The organism is Vogesella fluminis (genome assembly GCF_014652335.1).
Lineage (GTDB): Bacteria > Pseudomonadota > Gammaproteobacteria > Burkholderiales > Chromobacteriaceae > Vogesella > Vogesella fluminis.
Genome location: NZ_BMYP01000020.1, coordinates 43,512 through 56,313 on the forward strand (window position 1 = coordinate 43,512; position 12,802 = coordinate 56,313).

15 protein-coding genes are annotated in these 12,802 nt (G+C 63.9%); 13 read left to right on the top strand and 2 right to left on the bottom strand.

The features are described 5' to 3' along the window. Positions 1–87 precede the first annotated feature (87 nt). Positions 88–804, bottom strand: a complete 717-nt coding sequence (locus IE083_RS09420; protein WP_189353352.1) for a pseudouridine synthase — start codon at positions 802–804, stop codon at positions 88–90. A 206-nt stretch (positions 805–1,010) separates the two neighbouring features. Between IE083_RS09420 and IE083_RS09425 the strand changes: the two genes are divergently transcribed. The 6 genes from IE083_RS09425 to IE083_RS09450 all read left to right on the top strand — a co-directional run bounded on the left by IE083_RS09425 (position 1,011) and on the right by IE083_RS09450 (position 7,038). Then, positions 1,011–2,159, top strand: a complete 1,149-nt coding sequence (locus tag IE083_RS09425; RefSeq protein WP_189353353.1) for a GGDEF domain-containing protein — start codon at positions 1,011–1,013, stop codon at positions 2,157–2,159. A 303-nt stretch (positions 2,160–2,462) separates the two neighbouring features. After that, positions 2,463–2,963, top strand: coding sequence for a GNAT family N-acetyltransferase (locus tag IE083_RS09430; RefSeq protein ID WP_189353354.1), 501 nt, complete (start codon positions 2,463–2,465; stop codon positions 2,961–2,963). Between the two features lie 55 nt (positions 2,964–3,018). After that, positions 3,019–3,645, top strand: coding sequence for a LysE family translocator (locus IE083_RS09435; RefSeq protein ID WP_189353355.1), 627 nt, complete (start codon positions 3,019–3,021; stop codon positions 3,643–3,645). A gap of 134 nt (positions 3,646–3,779) precedes the next feature. Beyond that, positions 3,780–5,657 carry a diguanylate cyclase gene (locus IE083_RS09440; RefSeq protein ID WP_189353356.1) on the top strand — a complete coding sequence of 626 codons (1,878 nt, stop codon included), beginning with the start codon at positions 3,780–3,782 and terminating at the stop codon, positions 5,655–5,657. A gap of 148 nt (positions 5,658–5,805) precedes the next feature. After that, positions 5,806–6,414 carry an FMN-binding negative transcriptional regulator gene (locus IE083_RS09445; RefSeq protein WP_189353357.1) on the top strand — a complete coding sequence of 203 codons (609 nt, stop codon included), beginning with the start codon at positions 5,806–5,808 and terminating at the stop codon, positions 6,412–6,414. Between the two features lie 72 nt (positions 6,415–6,486). Further along, positions 6,487–7,038 carry a YaeQ family protein gene (locus tag IE083_RS09450; RefSeq protein WP_189353358.1) on the top strand — a complete coding sequence of 184 codons (552 nt, stop codon included), beginning with the start codon at positions 6,487–6,489 and terminating at the stop codon, positions 7,036–7,038. Between the two features lie 3 nt (positions 7,039–7,041). On the opposite strand, the gene IE083_RS09455 is transcribed toward IE083_RS09450, so the two are convergent. Beyond that, positions 7,042–7,635 carry a TetR/AcrR family transcriptional regulator gene (locus tag IE083_RS09455; protein WP_189353359.1) on the bottom strand — a complete coding sequence of 198 codons (594 nt, stop codon included), beginning with the start codon at positions 7,633–7,635 and terminating at the stop codon, positions 7,042–7,044. A 66-nt stretch (positions 7,636–7,701) separates the two neighbouring features. Here IE083_RS09455 and IE083_RS09460 point away from each other — a divergent pair, with 66 nt between their 5' ends. The 7 genes from IE083_RS09460 to IE083_RS09490 all read left to right on the top strand — a co-directional run bounded on the left by IE083_RS09460 (position 7,702) and on the right by IE083_RS09490 (position 12,794). Then, positions 7,702–8,154 carry an acyl-CoA thioesterase gene (locus IE083_RS09460; protein WP_189353360.1) on the top strand — a complete coding sequence of 151 codons (453 nt, stop codon included), beginning with the start codon at positions 7,702–7,704 and terminating at the stop codon, positions 8,152–8,154. Between the two features lie 11 nt (positions 8,155–8,165). Further along, positions 8,166–8,519, top strand: coding sequence for a DUF1304 domain-containing protein (locus IE083_RS09465; protein WP_189353361.1), 354 nt, complete (start codon positions 8,166–8,168; stop codon positions 8,517–8,519). Positions 8,520–8,665: 146 nt separating this feature from the next. Continuing rightward, positions 8,666–9,673: a class I SAM-dependent rRNA methyltransferase gene (locus IE083_RS09470; protein WP_189353362.1), complete on the top strand. Its 1,008-nt coding sequence runs from the start codon at positions 8,666–8,668 to the stop codon at positions 9,671–9,673. A 78-nt stretch (positions 9,674–9,751) separates the two neighbouring features. Next, on the top strand, positions 9,752–10,249 hold the full coding sequence (locus IE083_RS09475; protein ID WP_189353363.1) for a M48 family metallopeptidase: 498 nt from the start codon (positions 9,752–9,754) through the stop codon (positions 10,247–10,249). Positions 10,250–10,444: 195 nt separating this feature from the next. After that, positions 10,445–11,776, top strand: coding sequence for a DNA (cytosine-5-)-methyltransferase (gene dcm / locus IE083_RS09480; protein WP_189353364.1), 1,332 nt, complete (start codon positions 10,445–10,447; stop codon positions 11,774–11,776). Positions 11,777–11,808: 32 nt separating this feature from the next. Continuing rightward, complete coding sequence (locus tag IE083_RS09485; RefSeq protein ID WP_229799691.1) at positions 11,809–12,252, top strand: very short patch repair endonuclease; 444 nt, start codon at positions 11,809–11,811, stop codon at positions 12,250–12,252. Next, positions 12,234–12,794 (top strand): hypothetical protein, encoded by a 561-nt coding sequence (locus tag IE083_RS09490; protein ID WP_189353365.1) that lies wholly within the window; start codon positions 12,234–12,236, stop codon positions 12,792–12,794. The genes IE083_RS09485 and IE083_RS09490 overlap by 19 nt, the downstream gene beginning before the upstream one ends. Positions 12,795–12,802: the final 8 nt, after the last annotated feature.

Genomic DNA, 12,802 nt, shown 5'->3' on the forward strand with positions numbered 1-12,802 from the left:
CACTGCGGCCAACCTTGCACAAGGTTGGCCGCAGTGTTTTGTGGGTAGCAATTATTTGGCCATGGACCACAGCCGGGCCAAGCGGCCCTAGCCCGGCGCCGGATAGCCGAGCAGCGCCAGCTCCGCCGCGTCCAGTAGCCGCCACTGCCCTTCCGCCAGATCGCCCAGCACCAGCTCGCCCACCGCGATACGGTGCAGCTGCTCGACCCGGTTGCCGGTGGCGGCGACCATGCGCTTCACCTGGTGGTACTTGCCCTGGGTGATACTCATGTTGAAACGGTGCGCATCCAGCTGCTCGACCAGTGTCGCGGCCAGCGGCGCGCTCTCGTCGTGCAGCAGCACGCCGTCGCGCAGCTGCTGCAACAGTTGCGGCGTGACGGCGTGGCGGGTGGTGACCTGGTAGCACTTGGGGATAACTTTGCGCGGCGAGCTCAGGCTGTGGACAAACTGGCCGTCGGTGGAAAACAGCAGCAGCCCGGTGGTATCCACGTCCAGCCGGCCAACGGCGGCGATGCCGAGATTGGCGAACTGCCACGGCAGCAGGCGATAGACGCTGAGGTGGTGTTGCGGCTGGTGCGAGGTCTCGTAGCCGGCCGGCTTGTGCAGCATCAGGTAGCACGGCAGCGCCAGCACCGGCCACGGCTCGCCGTCGACGCACAGCGTGCCGATCGCCGCCGGCTCCACCGCCATGCGCCAGTCGGTCGCGGGCACGCCGTCCAGCTCGACCAGACCGTAGTCCACCAGCTCGCGGCAGGCCTTGCGCCCGCCGAAGCCCTGTTGTTGCAAGAATCGGTACAGTTCCATGGCGCGCATTCTAGCATGCACCCCGCCGCCGGCTCGTGGCGCTGCTGGACACGGCTTTCTGCAGTCGGCCCCAAATAACCGCTAAGCCCATCTTTATGAACGGATAATTCTTTAAAACCGGCGTGCCATCTGACAAGCCTTGATTAAAACCATGTTACAATTATCGTTTGTTTCTTTAAAAAATAACCGATCAGGATATTTGCCGCATGGCACCGCCGGATTCCCCGACCATACTCACCGCCATTGCCCTGGCCTACGGCCTTGGCGGGGTAATGGTGTACGCGGGGCGCGACCGGCTGACCGGGCGCGGCATCGAGGCGTTCTGGCTTGGTGGCTCGCTGCTGATGGCGGTGCTGATGCTGTACTTTGCCTGTCTGCCCACCGGTGACATCACCGCCTGGCTGCTGCCCGCCGCGCTGCTCATCGGCCTGAAAAACGAGCTGCTGGGCCAGGCAGTGGCACGGCTGACCGAAAACCGCCGCGCGTGGTGGCACGGCGCGCCGGCCTCGGCGGCGCAGGCGGCATTGCTGCTGGGCGGTATCCTGCTGCTGCCGGAAGCCGCGCCGCGCCGCGCCCTGTTCCTGCTGGTCAGCGGCTGGTTCTTCGCCGGTATCGCGCACCAGCTGCTGCACAAGCGGCACAAGCGCGGCCCGGCGGCATTGCTGCTGGGCGGTGCCTGTACCCTGTTCTGCCTCTACCTGCTGGCCTATGCCGCCAGCGCCGGCCTGCCGCCGCTGTTCAGCCGGCCGGCGCTGCTGCTGCTGACCCTGTGCAGCGCGATCATGCTGCAACTGGGCTTTATCCAGGTACAGCGCGAGCTGCAATACCGGCAGCTGAGCAGGCTGGCGGCACTCGATCCGCTGACCGGCATCTTCAACCGCCGCACCTTCTTCGACCTGGCGCTGCGCCAGTACGCGCAGCACGGCCGCCAGCAGCGCTCACTGGCATTGCTGGTCATCGATCTCGATCACTTCAAGAGCATCAACGATACCTACGGCCACCGCAAGGGCGACCAGGTGTTGCGCGCGGTGGCCGACCACATCGCCGACGCGGTACGCCAGGGCGACATCTTCGCCCGCATCGGCGGCGAGGAGTTCTGCCTGCTGCTGCCGGATACCGATGCCGGCGGCGCACGCCAGGTGGCCGACAAGCTGTGCCGGACGCTGAACGGCATCCTGCTCAATCCCGCCGACCCGACCACGCAGCTGACCGCCAGCATCGGCATCGCCAGCGGCATGCCGCATCCCGGTACCAGCTGGAACCAGCTGTTCGACAGCGCCGACCGCCGCCTGTACCTGGCCAAGTCCGGCGGCCGCAACCGCGTGATCGACAGTGATACCCCCGGCCCGACCTGAGAACCTGTTCAAGGTCTCACGCACTCACGCGAGACAAGGCGAAAACGGCTGAGGAAGCGGAGTTGACATGGGATCAATGAGCATTCCGAAGCCGTTTTCAACGCGGTACGCCCCAATTGAGAACAGCCGCAGCAGACCTTGAACAGGTTCTGAGGGCACGCGAACGCGCCGCGGCACACCGCACGCGGCCATGCGGCCATGCGGCCAACCTTGCCACCACCTCCGCACAACACCGGCAGCCGCACATCATTCACAAAGCAGGCACCATCCAGCACAATGTTCCAACCGTAACAAGGAGACAGCATGAGTCACGCGCAGCTGGACATCGCCACCCTCGACGACCTGCCGCAGATCGTCGCCATCTACAACAGCACCATCGCCGGGCGCATGGTGACCGCCGATCTGGAGCCGGTCAGCGTCGATAGCCGCCTGCCGTGGTTCCACGCCCACAACGCCACGCGCCGCCCGCTGTGGGTGGTGCGCGAGCAGGATAATGTCATCGCCTGGGTCAGCCTGTCCGATTTCTACGGCCGCCCCGCCTACAACGGCACCGCCGAGGTCAGCATTTACCTGGCGGAAAGCTGCCGCGGGCGCGGCATGGGCAGCCGCCTGCTGCAGCAGGTGCTGGACATCGCACCGCAGTACGGGGTGGAGAACCTGCTCGGCTTCGTCTTCGGCCACAACCAGCCCAGCGTCGCGCTGTTCCAGCGCCACGGCTTTGCACAGTGGGCGCACTTCCCGCGTGTGGCGGTGCTGGACGGCGTGCACCGCGACCTGATCATTTTCGGCAAGGCGCTGGGCTGAGCCGGACTTGGTTCGCAAGTTACTGATAATGCAGTCTTTATAGCAGGAGTCCGCGATGCTGAGTCCCGACCAGATTTTTGCCTTCCTCGCCGCCGCGATGCTGATCACGCTATCGCCGGGACCGGACAACCTGATGGTGCTGAGTATCGGCATCACGCGCGGACGGCGCCACGGCATGGTGTTCGGGCTGGGCTGCGCACTGGGCTGTCTCAGCCACACCCTGCTGGCTGCGGCCGGCATCAGCGCACTGCTGGCGGCATCAGCCAGTGCTTTTTTTGCGCTGAAGCTCGCCGGTGGGCTGTACCTGGTGTGGCTGGGGGTGCAGGCGCTACGCAGCCGCGGCAGCCAGTGGCAACGCGACGGCCAGGGGGCGGCGGACGGGCTGGCAACGCTGTTCGGCAAGGGGCTGCTGGCCAATGCCATCAACCCCAAGGTGGTGCTGTTCTTCCTCGCCTTCCTGCCGCAGTTCATCATCGCCGACGGCGGCGCCATTGCCTGGCAGACGCTGCAACTGGGGGTGCTGTTCACGCTGCAGGCGGCACTGCTGTTCGGCCTGCTCGGCTATTTTTCCGGCTACGCCGGACAATGGCTGATGACCACGCCACGGCGCGGCATGTGGCTGGACCGCCTGGCCGGTACCGTATTCATGGCGCTCGGACTGCGCCTGGTTTTCAGCCGCTGAGCGCGGGCCATGCCGCCACCGGCAGCACCTTGCCGGCAAGCCGCCCGTGACACACTTCGCGACGAGGGCATGATACAGGCCGCATGCAACTTGCTGCTGCCACTGCAAATCGTCATGCCGCCATGCAAAACTTCATGCGAGAATCCCTTATCGCGACTCTTGTCACCGAGCGTATGGCCCTTGTCCCGCACCTTCCCCTGTCCGGCCCCACCGCCAGGACGCTGCTGCTCGGCACTGCGTTAAGCCTGCTGCTGCTCGGCCTTGGCGCACTGGAGCTGGCAAGCTCCTATCGCAGCGCCATCAAGCAGGGCTTCAGCCAGGCCCGCGTCACCAACCTGCTGCTGTCGGAATGGGTCCAGCGCGAATTTCGCGAAATCGACCTGATCCAGAGCACGCTGGCGCGCCAGCTCCATGCCGCCGACTTTACCGCCACCGGCGACAGCCCGGCGCGCAGCGCGCTGGAAACGCGGCTGGTGCGCGCCATGCAGGGCATGCCGCAGGCCTACGACCTGATTCTGGTCGATCGCGACTGCAAGCTGGTGCTGTCGTTCAAGGTATCGCCCGGCTTCGATGCCAGCGAGCGCAGCTACTGCAAGGCGATGCGCGACAACAGCCGTGACGACCGTTTCGTCAGCGAGCGCTTTCGCACCATCACTGGCGACGATGTGGTACTGGCCACACAGCGGGTGCGCGGCGACGACGGCAAGGTGATCGGCCTGATCGGCAGTGCGGTGCGCGTCGAACACTTCCAGGCGCAGATCAACCGCGCCATGATCGGCAACCGCCACGACGTGCTGGTCTTTGCCGACAAGCAGCGCCAGCTGCTGGCACGCCAGCCGATGCTGCCGAAACTGCCGGCACAGCCGGTGCCGGACGCGGCGGCCGAGGCGATGATCCGCAACCGGCAAAGCGAGGCGCAGTACGAGATGACCTCGACCTTTGACGGCCGCCGCCGCCTGCACGTCACGCACCAGGTCGAGCACCTGCCGCTCATCGTGTCGGTCGGCATCGACAAGGACACCCTGCTGGCGCCGTGGTGGAGCAAGCTGGCGCTGTTCCTCGCCAGCTGGCTGGTGATGGTGCTGCTGATCGTGTATGCCATCCGCCGCTACCTGCACAGCGTGGCGCTCAGCGAGGCGCTATCGATCCGCGGCGCGGCGGTCGACCACGCCGCCGAGGCCATCGCCATCGCCGACGGCAACGGCGTGGTGCAGTACATCAACCCGGCGTTCAGCAGCATGACCGGCTACCGCCTCGACGAGGTGCGCGGCCAGCGCCAGCTGGTGCAGTTGCTGCTGGAACAGCAGCCGGAACTGCAGGAGCAGCTGCTGCAGACCATTCACGACGGCAAGCACTGGCGCAGCGAGCTGAGCAGCACCCGCCGCGACGGCCACAGCTGCGTGGAAACGGTGTCGGTGACGCCGGTGCACGACCAATACAAGCAGCTGCGCCACATCGTCGCCATCAAGTACGACATCAGCGCCGCCAAGAAGCTGCAGGCCGACCTGGAACGCCTTGCCAACACCGACGAGCTGACCGGGTTGTACAACCGCCGCCAGTTCCTGCAACGGGCGCAGGAAGAAATCGCGCGCGGCCAGCGCTGGCAACGGCCGCTGTCGCTGGCGATGCTGGACCTCGACTTCTTCAAGCGCCTCAACGACCGCTTCGGCCACGGCTTCGGCGACGAGGTGCTGCGCCGCTTCGCCTCCTGCATCCAGTTCAACGTGCGGCTGGAAGACGTCTGCGGCCGCCTGGGCGGCGAGGAGTTCGCCATCCTGCTGCCGGACACCGACCGCTACAACGCCGGCCTGATCATGCAGCGGGTGCGCGAGGCGGTGGAGCAGATCCGCCTCGACAACCCGCTGGGCGGCGAGGCGGTGCGCTTCACCGTCAGCATCGGCATCAGCGAGCTGTACCCCGGCGAGGAAACGCCGACGCCGCTGATCGCGCGCGCCGACGCCGCGCTCTACCTGGCCAAGCAGGAAGGCCGCAACTGCGTGCGCACCAGCTGAACGCTGCGGCCAACGTTGGCCGCAGGACCGCCCCCGCACCGGCATCCGGCGGTAACCGGCCCCATCCCGGCACCGGCAAGTGGCACTGGCAGAGGAGCCACCGGCACGGCAGCATCACGCCATATCCCTGTCCACCCCGGAGCCTGCCATGCCGTTCTACCAGCCCCCGTCCTTTGCCGCTGCGGCCAACGTTGGCCGCAAGCTGGCCGCCGACTTTCCGTTCGCCACACTGCTGACCCAGCAGCCGGACACGCCGTGGCTCAGCCACCTGCTGCTGCTGCCCGATCCGCAGGATCCCGACTGCCTGCTCGGCCACCTCGCCGCCGCCAACGGCCACAGCGCGGCGCTGCTGCAAGCGCCCAGCGTTGCCATCTTCCACGGCGAGCACGACTACATCTCGCCGCGCTGGTATGTCAGCCCCGGCATGGTGCCGACCTGGAACTACCGCGTCGCCCACGCCCACGGCCAGGCCGAGGCGGTCAGCGGCGACGAGCTGACCGCGCTGCTGACGCAGCTGGCCGCCCGCTTCGAAGGACCGGGCGGCTGGACACAAGCGGCAGTGCCGGAAAAGGCACTGGCGGCAATGCAGCGCGCCATCGTCGGCTTCCGGCTGCGGGTCACGCGCTGGGATGTAAAGGAAAAACTGAGCCAGAACCGCACGCCGCAAGACATCAACGCAGTGATCGCCGCGCTGCAGGCCGGCAATGCCGGACAGCAACAGTTGGCCGCACGCATGCTGGCCGCAAACGGCAACTGACACGGCAAAGGTGCCCGGAGCGGGCCGGCGGTCTATACTGCCGGCCTTCCCAGCCCTTGCCGAAAGCCCGCCATGGCACTGAAAGCCACCATCTACAAAGCCGACCTCACCATTTCCGACATGGATCGCGGCTATTACGACAGCCATAGCCTGACCATCGCGCAGCACCCGTCGGAAACCATCGAACGCATGATGCTGCGCATCGCGGTGTTCGCGCTGCACGCCGGCGAGTACATGGCCTTCACCCGCGGCATCAGCGACGACGACGAACCGGACCTGTGGCACAAGAACTTCAGCGACGAGATCGAGGAGTGGATCGAGCTGGGCGAGCCGGACGAGAAGCGGCTGCGCAAGGCCTGCGGCCGCGCCGCCAAGGTGTGGCTGTACAGCTACGGCGGCCGCGCCGCCGACATCTGGTGGCAGGGCATGGAAGGCAAGGTTGGCCGCTTCGACCACCTCAACATCTTCAGCATCGCGCCGGAAACGCTGGCCGAGCTGGCCGCGCTGTGCGAGCGCAGCATGCAGCTCAACGCCACCATCCAGGACGGCACGCTGTGGCTGTCGTCGGAAAAAGGCAGCGTTTCCTTTACCCCGCAACGGCTGTACGGCAGCGGCGAACGCTGACCCTCAGCCGGCCTGGTGCATCGCCATCAGCCGCACAAAACCGCGCCGCGCCAGCGCCATGCCGTCGGCGCTGTCCAGCAACTGCTGGTCGTGGTGCGCGCTCTGCACCAGCCCGAACAGCATGAAGGCCAGTAGCGCCACGTCGCAATCCGCCGCCAGCTCGCCGGCGTCGCAGGCCTGTTGCAGCAGCCGCTGCAGCGTGTCGCGCTGCCAGCGCTGGCCGGCGACCAGCGCCTCGCGCACCGCGCCGGGCTGGTCGTCGAACTCATAGGCCGCGGCCAGCAGCGGACAGCCGCCCGGGTAGCGGCCCTGCTCCATGCGCACCAGCCAGCCGTCGAACAGCGCCGTCAGCCGCGCCATGCCGCGCGGCAGCGCCAGCGCCGGCTGCACCGTCTCGGCGACGAACTGCTGCTGCGCCGCCAGCACCACCGCCAGCTGCAGCGCCTCCTTGCTGCCGAAGTGGGCGAACAGCCCGCTTTTCGACAGGCCGCTGGCCGCCGCCAGGCTGCCGATGGTCAGCCCGCTGACGCCGACCTGGCTGGCCAGCGCCAGCGCCTGTTGCAGAATTGCCTCTCTCGTTGCCGCCTTTTTCGTCATCGCTGCTTGCCTTGCCGCTGTCTTCGTGCAAAATAGCACGATCGTTCTATTTTAGGAATCACACTCATGACCGCATTCAGCAAGGTCGTCGAGGTCCGCTGGGCCGATATCGACGCCAACCAGCACATGCGCCACAGCGCCTACGCCGACCTGTGCACCCACACCCGGCTGGAGTGGCTGCAGGCGGCCGGCTTCGGCGCCGACGAATTCAAACGCCAGGGCTTCGGCCCGGTGCTGTTCCGCGAAAGCACCGATTATCGCCGCGAGGTGAACCTGGGGGAACGCCTTAGCATCAATGTGCTGATCGCCGCCGCCAGCCCGGACAACAGCCGCTGGCACATTCGCCAGGAAATGCGCAAGGCGGACGGCACCCTGGCCGCGATCTATGACGTCGCCGGCGCCTGGCTGGACCTGCGCAGCCGCAAGCTGATCGCGCCACCGCCGGCACTGGCCGCCATCCTCGCCGACTTGCCGCGCAGCGCCGATTTTGCCGCGCTGCCGCTGCCGCAAAGCGCCTGAACGGAGCCGCCATGACACTCGCCGCCAGTCTCGCCCTCGCCGTGGTCGCGCTGATCCATGTTTACATCATGGTGCTGGAAATGTTCTTGTGGACGCGTCCTGCCGGGCGCCGCGCCTTCGGCCTGACGCCGGAATTCGCCGCCGCCAGCCGCGTGCTGGCCGCCAACCAGGGCTTGTACAACGGCTTTCTCGCCGCCGGCCTGCTGTGGAGCCTGCTGCCGGGCAGCCCGGCCGCCATCGCGCCGTTCTTCCTCGGCTGCGTGATCGTCGCCGGCGTGTTCGGCGCCGCCACCGCCAGCCGCAAGATACTGTACGTACAAGCATTGCCGGCAGCCGTGGCGCTGGCGCTGTGGTGGCTGGTCTAAAAGCTTGGCCGCAAGAGCGCGGCGGCGGGTTGCGGCGACGCCACACCGGCTGCGACAGCGGTGGCGGTATCAGCGTACAATTCCGCCATTCTCGGCCGGGGCAAGATGACCACCGGCCGCACTTTTTTCAGGAATTGCGAGAAGCCATGTCCACACTGCTGCCCCTGCTGCAAGCCGCCGATGCCCAGCGCACCGCGCTGCTGGCGCAACTGCAAGAAGAAAACACCAACGCCTACCGCCTGTTTCACGGCAGCGTCGAGGGCCGCGACGGCCTGACCATCGACCGTTACGGCGATGTGCTGCTGATCCAGACCTTCCACACCCCGCTCAGCGACGAAGAGCACCAGACCATCCTCGACCACTACGCGCCGCTGGGCCTGCACGCGGTGTACAACGACCGCAGCGGCAGCAATTCGCGCATCGGCAACGCGCTGAGCGAGGAAGAACTGGTCGAGGCGCAACAGCCGCGCGTGATCAGCGAACTGGGCGTCAACTACCACTTCGAGGCGCGTCACGACGGCCAGGACCCGTGGCTGTTCCTCGACCTGCGCGCCGGCCGCCGCCGCGTGATGCAGCTGGCCGAGGGCAAGAGCGTGCTCAACCTGTTCGCCTACACCGGCGGTGTCGGTGTTGCCGCCGCCAAGGCCGGCGCCAGCTTCGTGATGAACGTGGACTTCGCCGAATCCAGCCTGCGCGTGGCACGCGGCAACGCCAAGCTCAACACCCTGGCCACCCGCCCGCGCTGCGTGCAGAGCGACTTCTTCCCGGCCATCCGCCAGCTGTCCGGCCTCGGCCAGGCGAAGATGGTGCGCGGCAAGAAGATGCCCCCGTTCCAGCCGCTGGAAGCGCGCCAGTTCGACCTGGTGTTCCTCGATCCGCCGCGCTACGCCAAGAGCCCGTTCGGTGTGGTCGACCTGGTCAACGACTACGCCGCGCTGTTCAAGCCGGCGCTGCTGGCCACCGCCGAAGGCGGCGTCATCATCTGCTGCAACAACGTGGCGCAGGTCGATGCCGACGCCTGGCTGGAGCAGCTCAAGCGCAGCGCCGCCAAGGTTGGCCGCACCGTGCGCGAGGTGGAGTGGATTACCCCGGAAGCCGACTTCCCGTCGTTTGACGGCAAGCATCCGCTGAAGATGGCGCTGCTGCACGTTTAAGCACGCCTTCGCCGCTATCCGACAGCGCCCGCCGGGCGCTGTCCCTGTTTCAACGCCCCGAGATCGAGCACGACCCTCATGAGCCAGCCGCTGACCTATCTGCAAGCCTATCCCGCCGAACTGCTGGACAAGGTGCGCGCGCTGCTGGACCAGGGTCAGCTCGGCCAGTGGCTCGCCCGCCGCTATCCCGAGCGCCACGACGCCGCCACCGACCGCGCGCTGTACGACTACGTGATGGCGCTGAAGCAGCGCTACCTGAAGAACGCGCCGCCGCTGGCCAAGGTGCAGTACGACAACAATATGCACCCGGTCCACGGCACGCTGGGCACCAACGCCTTCGTGTCGCGGGTGCAGGGCGGCAAGCTGAAGGCCAAGAACGAGATCCGCATCGCCACCCTGTTCCGCGAGGCGCCGGAGCCGTTCCTGCAGATGATCGTGGTGCACGAGCTGGCGCACCTGAAGGAAAAGAACCACGACAAGGCGTTCTACCAGCTGTGCTGCCACATGCTGCCGGACTACCACCAGCTGGAATTCGACACCCGGCTGTGGCTGACCGCGCGCGCGCTGGAACGCTGAGGCCGCAAGGTTGGCCACAGACGTTGCGGCCAACCTTTTGAAGGATACGTACGATTACGCTCTGCTGAGCGCATCTACCCGGCCTGATCCAATCCAGCGTACCCATCCCGATGTTTCAGACCGTATCCAGAATTCCTCCGGAAAAAAGGGAATTTTTGTGTCAAAATGCACAATAAATTCCCAGAAAAAGCAGTCATGAACACACGCCAAGAACTCGTTCATCAATATCTTGATGAAGCCCTCAAGTACTACAGTAAAGCCGAACTGGCCAATCGCCTTGGTAGCGACCAAGGTACGATCCGGCGCTGGGCTGCACGCGAAACCGAACCTAAACCTTATGTAGTAGATAGCCTGAAGCAGCTTTTGCTGCCTTTCGGCCCGCAGGAAAAGCGCGAAACCGAGTTTCGTTTTATTGATTTGTTTGCCGGTATCGGTGGAATACGCAAGGCATTCGAGCGGGTTGGCGGCGAATGCGTCTTTACCAGCGAATGGGATACCTACGCGCAAAAAACCTATGCGGCCAACTTCCGCCATGACTCGCACGCACTGAACGGCGATATCACACAAGTCAACGCATTCGACATTCCTGATCATGATGTCCTGCTGGCAGGCTTCCCCTGCCAGCCGTTCTCCATTGCCGGTGTCTCCAAGAAGAATGCCCTTGGCCGTGCTCATGGCTTTGAAGATGAAACCCAGGGCACCCTGTTCTTTGATGTCGCTCGCATCTTGCAGGTAAAGCGGCCACGGGCGTTTCTTTTGGAAAACGTGAAGAACCTGATGTCCCACGACAAAGGGCGCACCTTTGATGTCATTCGCCGGACACTAAGCGAAGAGCTGGGTTACCACATTCACTGCAAGATTATTGATGCCCAGCATTTTGTACCGCAACACCGCGAACGTATCGTGATTGTCGGCTTCAGGGAGCCAACTGATTTCAACTGGGACTTGCTTGCCCTGCCCCCAAAGGGCAATACCACGATCAAGGACATCCTGCACAAAACGGATGGTACCGAGCCATGGAACGAGCATGACGGCAACAAATACTTCGATCACGAAACCGGTCAGGTCAATCCCAAATACACCCTGACCCCGAAGCTGTGGCAATACCTGCAGAATTACGCCGTAAAGCATCGGGAAAAAGGTAATGGTTTCGGCTTTGGCCTTGTTGGTCCGAACAGCATTGCACGGACACTATCAGCCCGATACTACAAGGACGGATCGGAAGTTCTGGTTGACCAGGGCGTGGGCAAGAACCCTCGTCGTTTGACGCCGCGAGAATGCGCACGATTGATGGGGCTGGACGACTCTTTTGTCATTCCCGTGTCGGACACCCGCGCCTACAAACAATTTGGTAACTCCGTGGTCATGCCGGTGTTTCATGCTGTGGCCGAAATCATGAAGCCACGAATTGTGGCAGAACAATTCGAGCCAGTGATCAAGGATATGTGGGAAAGCAATGGCAGCGGTGTGGATCTGCTTGAAAGCCCCTCGCCATACCAGACACACCGGAAAGAAAGCGTCAGCTGACAGACGTTGTTGATCAGGCCACCCGCAGCCGGATGATGTCCGGTATCAAGGCCAAAGATACCAAACCGGAGCTGATCATCCGCAAAGCCCTGCATGCAGCCGGTTTTCGTTACCGGTTGCATGTCAAGACGCTGCCGGGAAAACCTGATCTGGTTTTCCCGAAGTACAAAGCCGTCATCTTCATTCATGGCTGCTTTTGGCACGGCCATGATTGCCGGTATTTCAAGATTCCCCAAACAAGAACCTCGTTCTGGCTGAACAAGATACGTGGCAACAAAGCGCGTGATCTTGCACAACAAGCACAACTTGAACAGCAAGGATGGCGTGTCATGATTATCTGGGAGTGCGCCATCCGCCATCTGCAAAAATCAAAAAGCATAATCCTGATTGACTACGTAATCGCCTGGCTGATAATGGATGCCTCTTGCAAGGAAATCGACGAGACCACGTTACCACCATGTTCGAAGACAGAATAAGTGACTATGTTGAAGGCGTTGCCGCCAAGTATCTGAGTGCCGTGGATGCAGAACCGGCAAAATCAAACCAGCACGAGATAGGCGGCCTGCCAAAAGCCGGTTTCAAAGCATGGCTGGGCACCCCCGCCAAGCATGAAGTGTTCAGATATCGCTGTCGGCAAATCTACATATCTGATGAGAATGAAGAACCGCTAATCTGTGACAGTTCGGTCACATGGTATGACTGCCGCCGCAACGTCGAACATCGCGGCCCCGAATACCGTCTTTACTACTACGACAGCCCCGTAACATCGCTTATCCAGGAAGGCGATTTCTTTCTGGTTGCCAAGCTTTGCCCGGATGTTTTGCCGCTCAAGGAAGTTGCAACGCCAGAAGACGGCCATGAAACAAAAAATGGCAGTTTGCTGATGATTTTTGCACCAGCGGACAGTTCTGCCGAGCGCCAGTTACGCCATTTGTTCGGAATAGACAAGCCTGGCGATGGCTTTAAACCCATTCCATTACCCATAAGTCCCTCGCCAGCCGTTACCATCTCGTCCTGACAAGCGAA

Coding starts and splice junctions, on each gene's coding strand:
- IE083_RS09420 (WP_189353352.1), bottom strand. CDS start 804: ATGGAACTGTACCGATTCTTGCAACAACAGGGCTTCGGCGGGCGCAAG.
- IE083_RS09425 (WP_189353353.1), top strand. CDS start 1,011: ATGGCACCGCCGGATTCCCCGACCATACTCACCGCCATTGCCCTGGCC.
- IE083_RS09430 (WP_189353354.1), top strand. CDS start 2,463: ATGAGTCACGCGCAGCTGGACATCGCCACCCTCGACGACCTGCCGCAG.
- IE083_RS09435 (WP_189353355.1), top strand. CDS start 3,019: ATGCTGAGTCCCGACCAGATTTTTGCCTTCCTCGCCGCCGCGATGCTG.
- IE083_RS09440 (WP_189353356.1), top strand. CDS start 3,780: ATGCGAGAATCCCTTATCGCGACTCTTGTCACCGAGCGTATGGCCCTT.
- IE083_RS09445 (WP_189353357.1), top strand. CDS start 5,806: ATGCCGTTCTACCAGCCCCCGTCCTTTGCCGCTGCGGCCAACGTTGGC.
- IE083_RS09450 (WP_189353358.1), top strand. CDS start 6,487: ATGGCACTGAAAGCCACCATCTACAAAGCCGACCTCACCATTTCCGAC.
- IE083_RS09455 (WP_189353359.1), bottom strand. CDS start 7,635: ATGACGAAAAAGGCGGCAACGAGAGAGGCAATTCTGCAACAGGCGCTG.
- IE083_RS09460 (WP_189353360.1), top strand. CDS start 7,702: ATGACCGCATTCAGCAAGGTCGTCGAGGTCCGCTGGGCCGATATCGAC.
- IE083_RS09465 (WP_189353361.1), top strand. CDS start 8,166: ATGACACTCGCCGCCAGTCTCGCCCTCGCCGTGGTCGCGCTGATCCAT.
- IE083_RS09470 (WP_189353362.1), top strand. CDS start 8,666: ATGTCCACACTGCTGCCCCTGCTGCAAGCCGCCGATGCCCAGCGCACC.
- IE083_RS09475 (WP_189353363.1), top strand. CDS start 9,752: ATGAGCCAGCCGCTGACCTATCTGCAAGCCTATCCCGCCGAACTGCTG.
- dcm (WP_189353364.1), top strand. CDS start 10,445: ATGAACACACGCCAAGAACTCGTTCATCAATATCTTGATGAAGCCCTC.
- IE083_RS09485 (WP_229799691.1), top strand. CDS start 11,809: ATGATGTCCGGTATCAAGGCCAAAGATACCAAACCGGAGCTGATCATC.
- IE083_RS09490 (WP_189353365.1), top strand. CDS start 12,234: ATGTTCGAAGACAGAATAAGTGACTATGTTGAAGGCGTTGCCGCCAAG.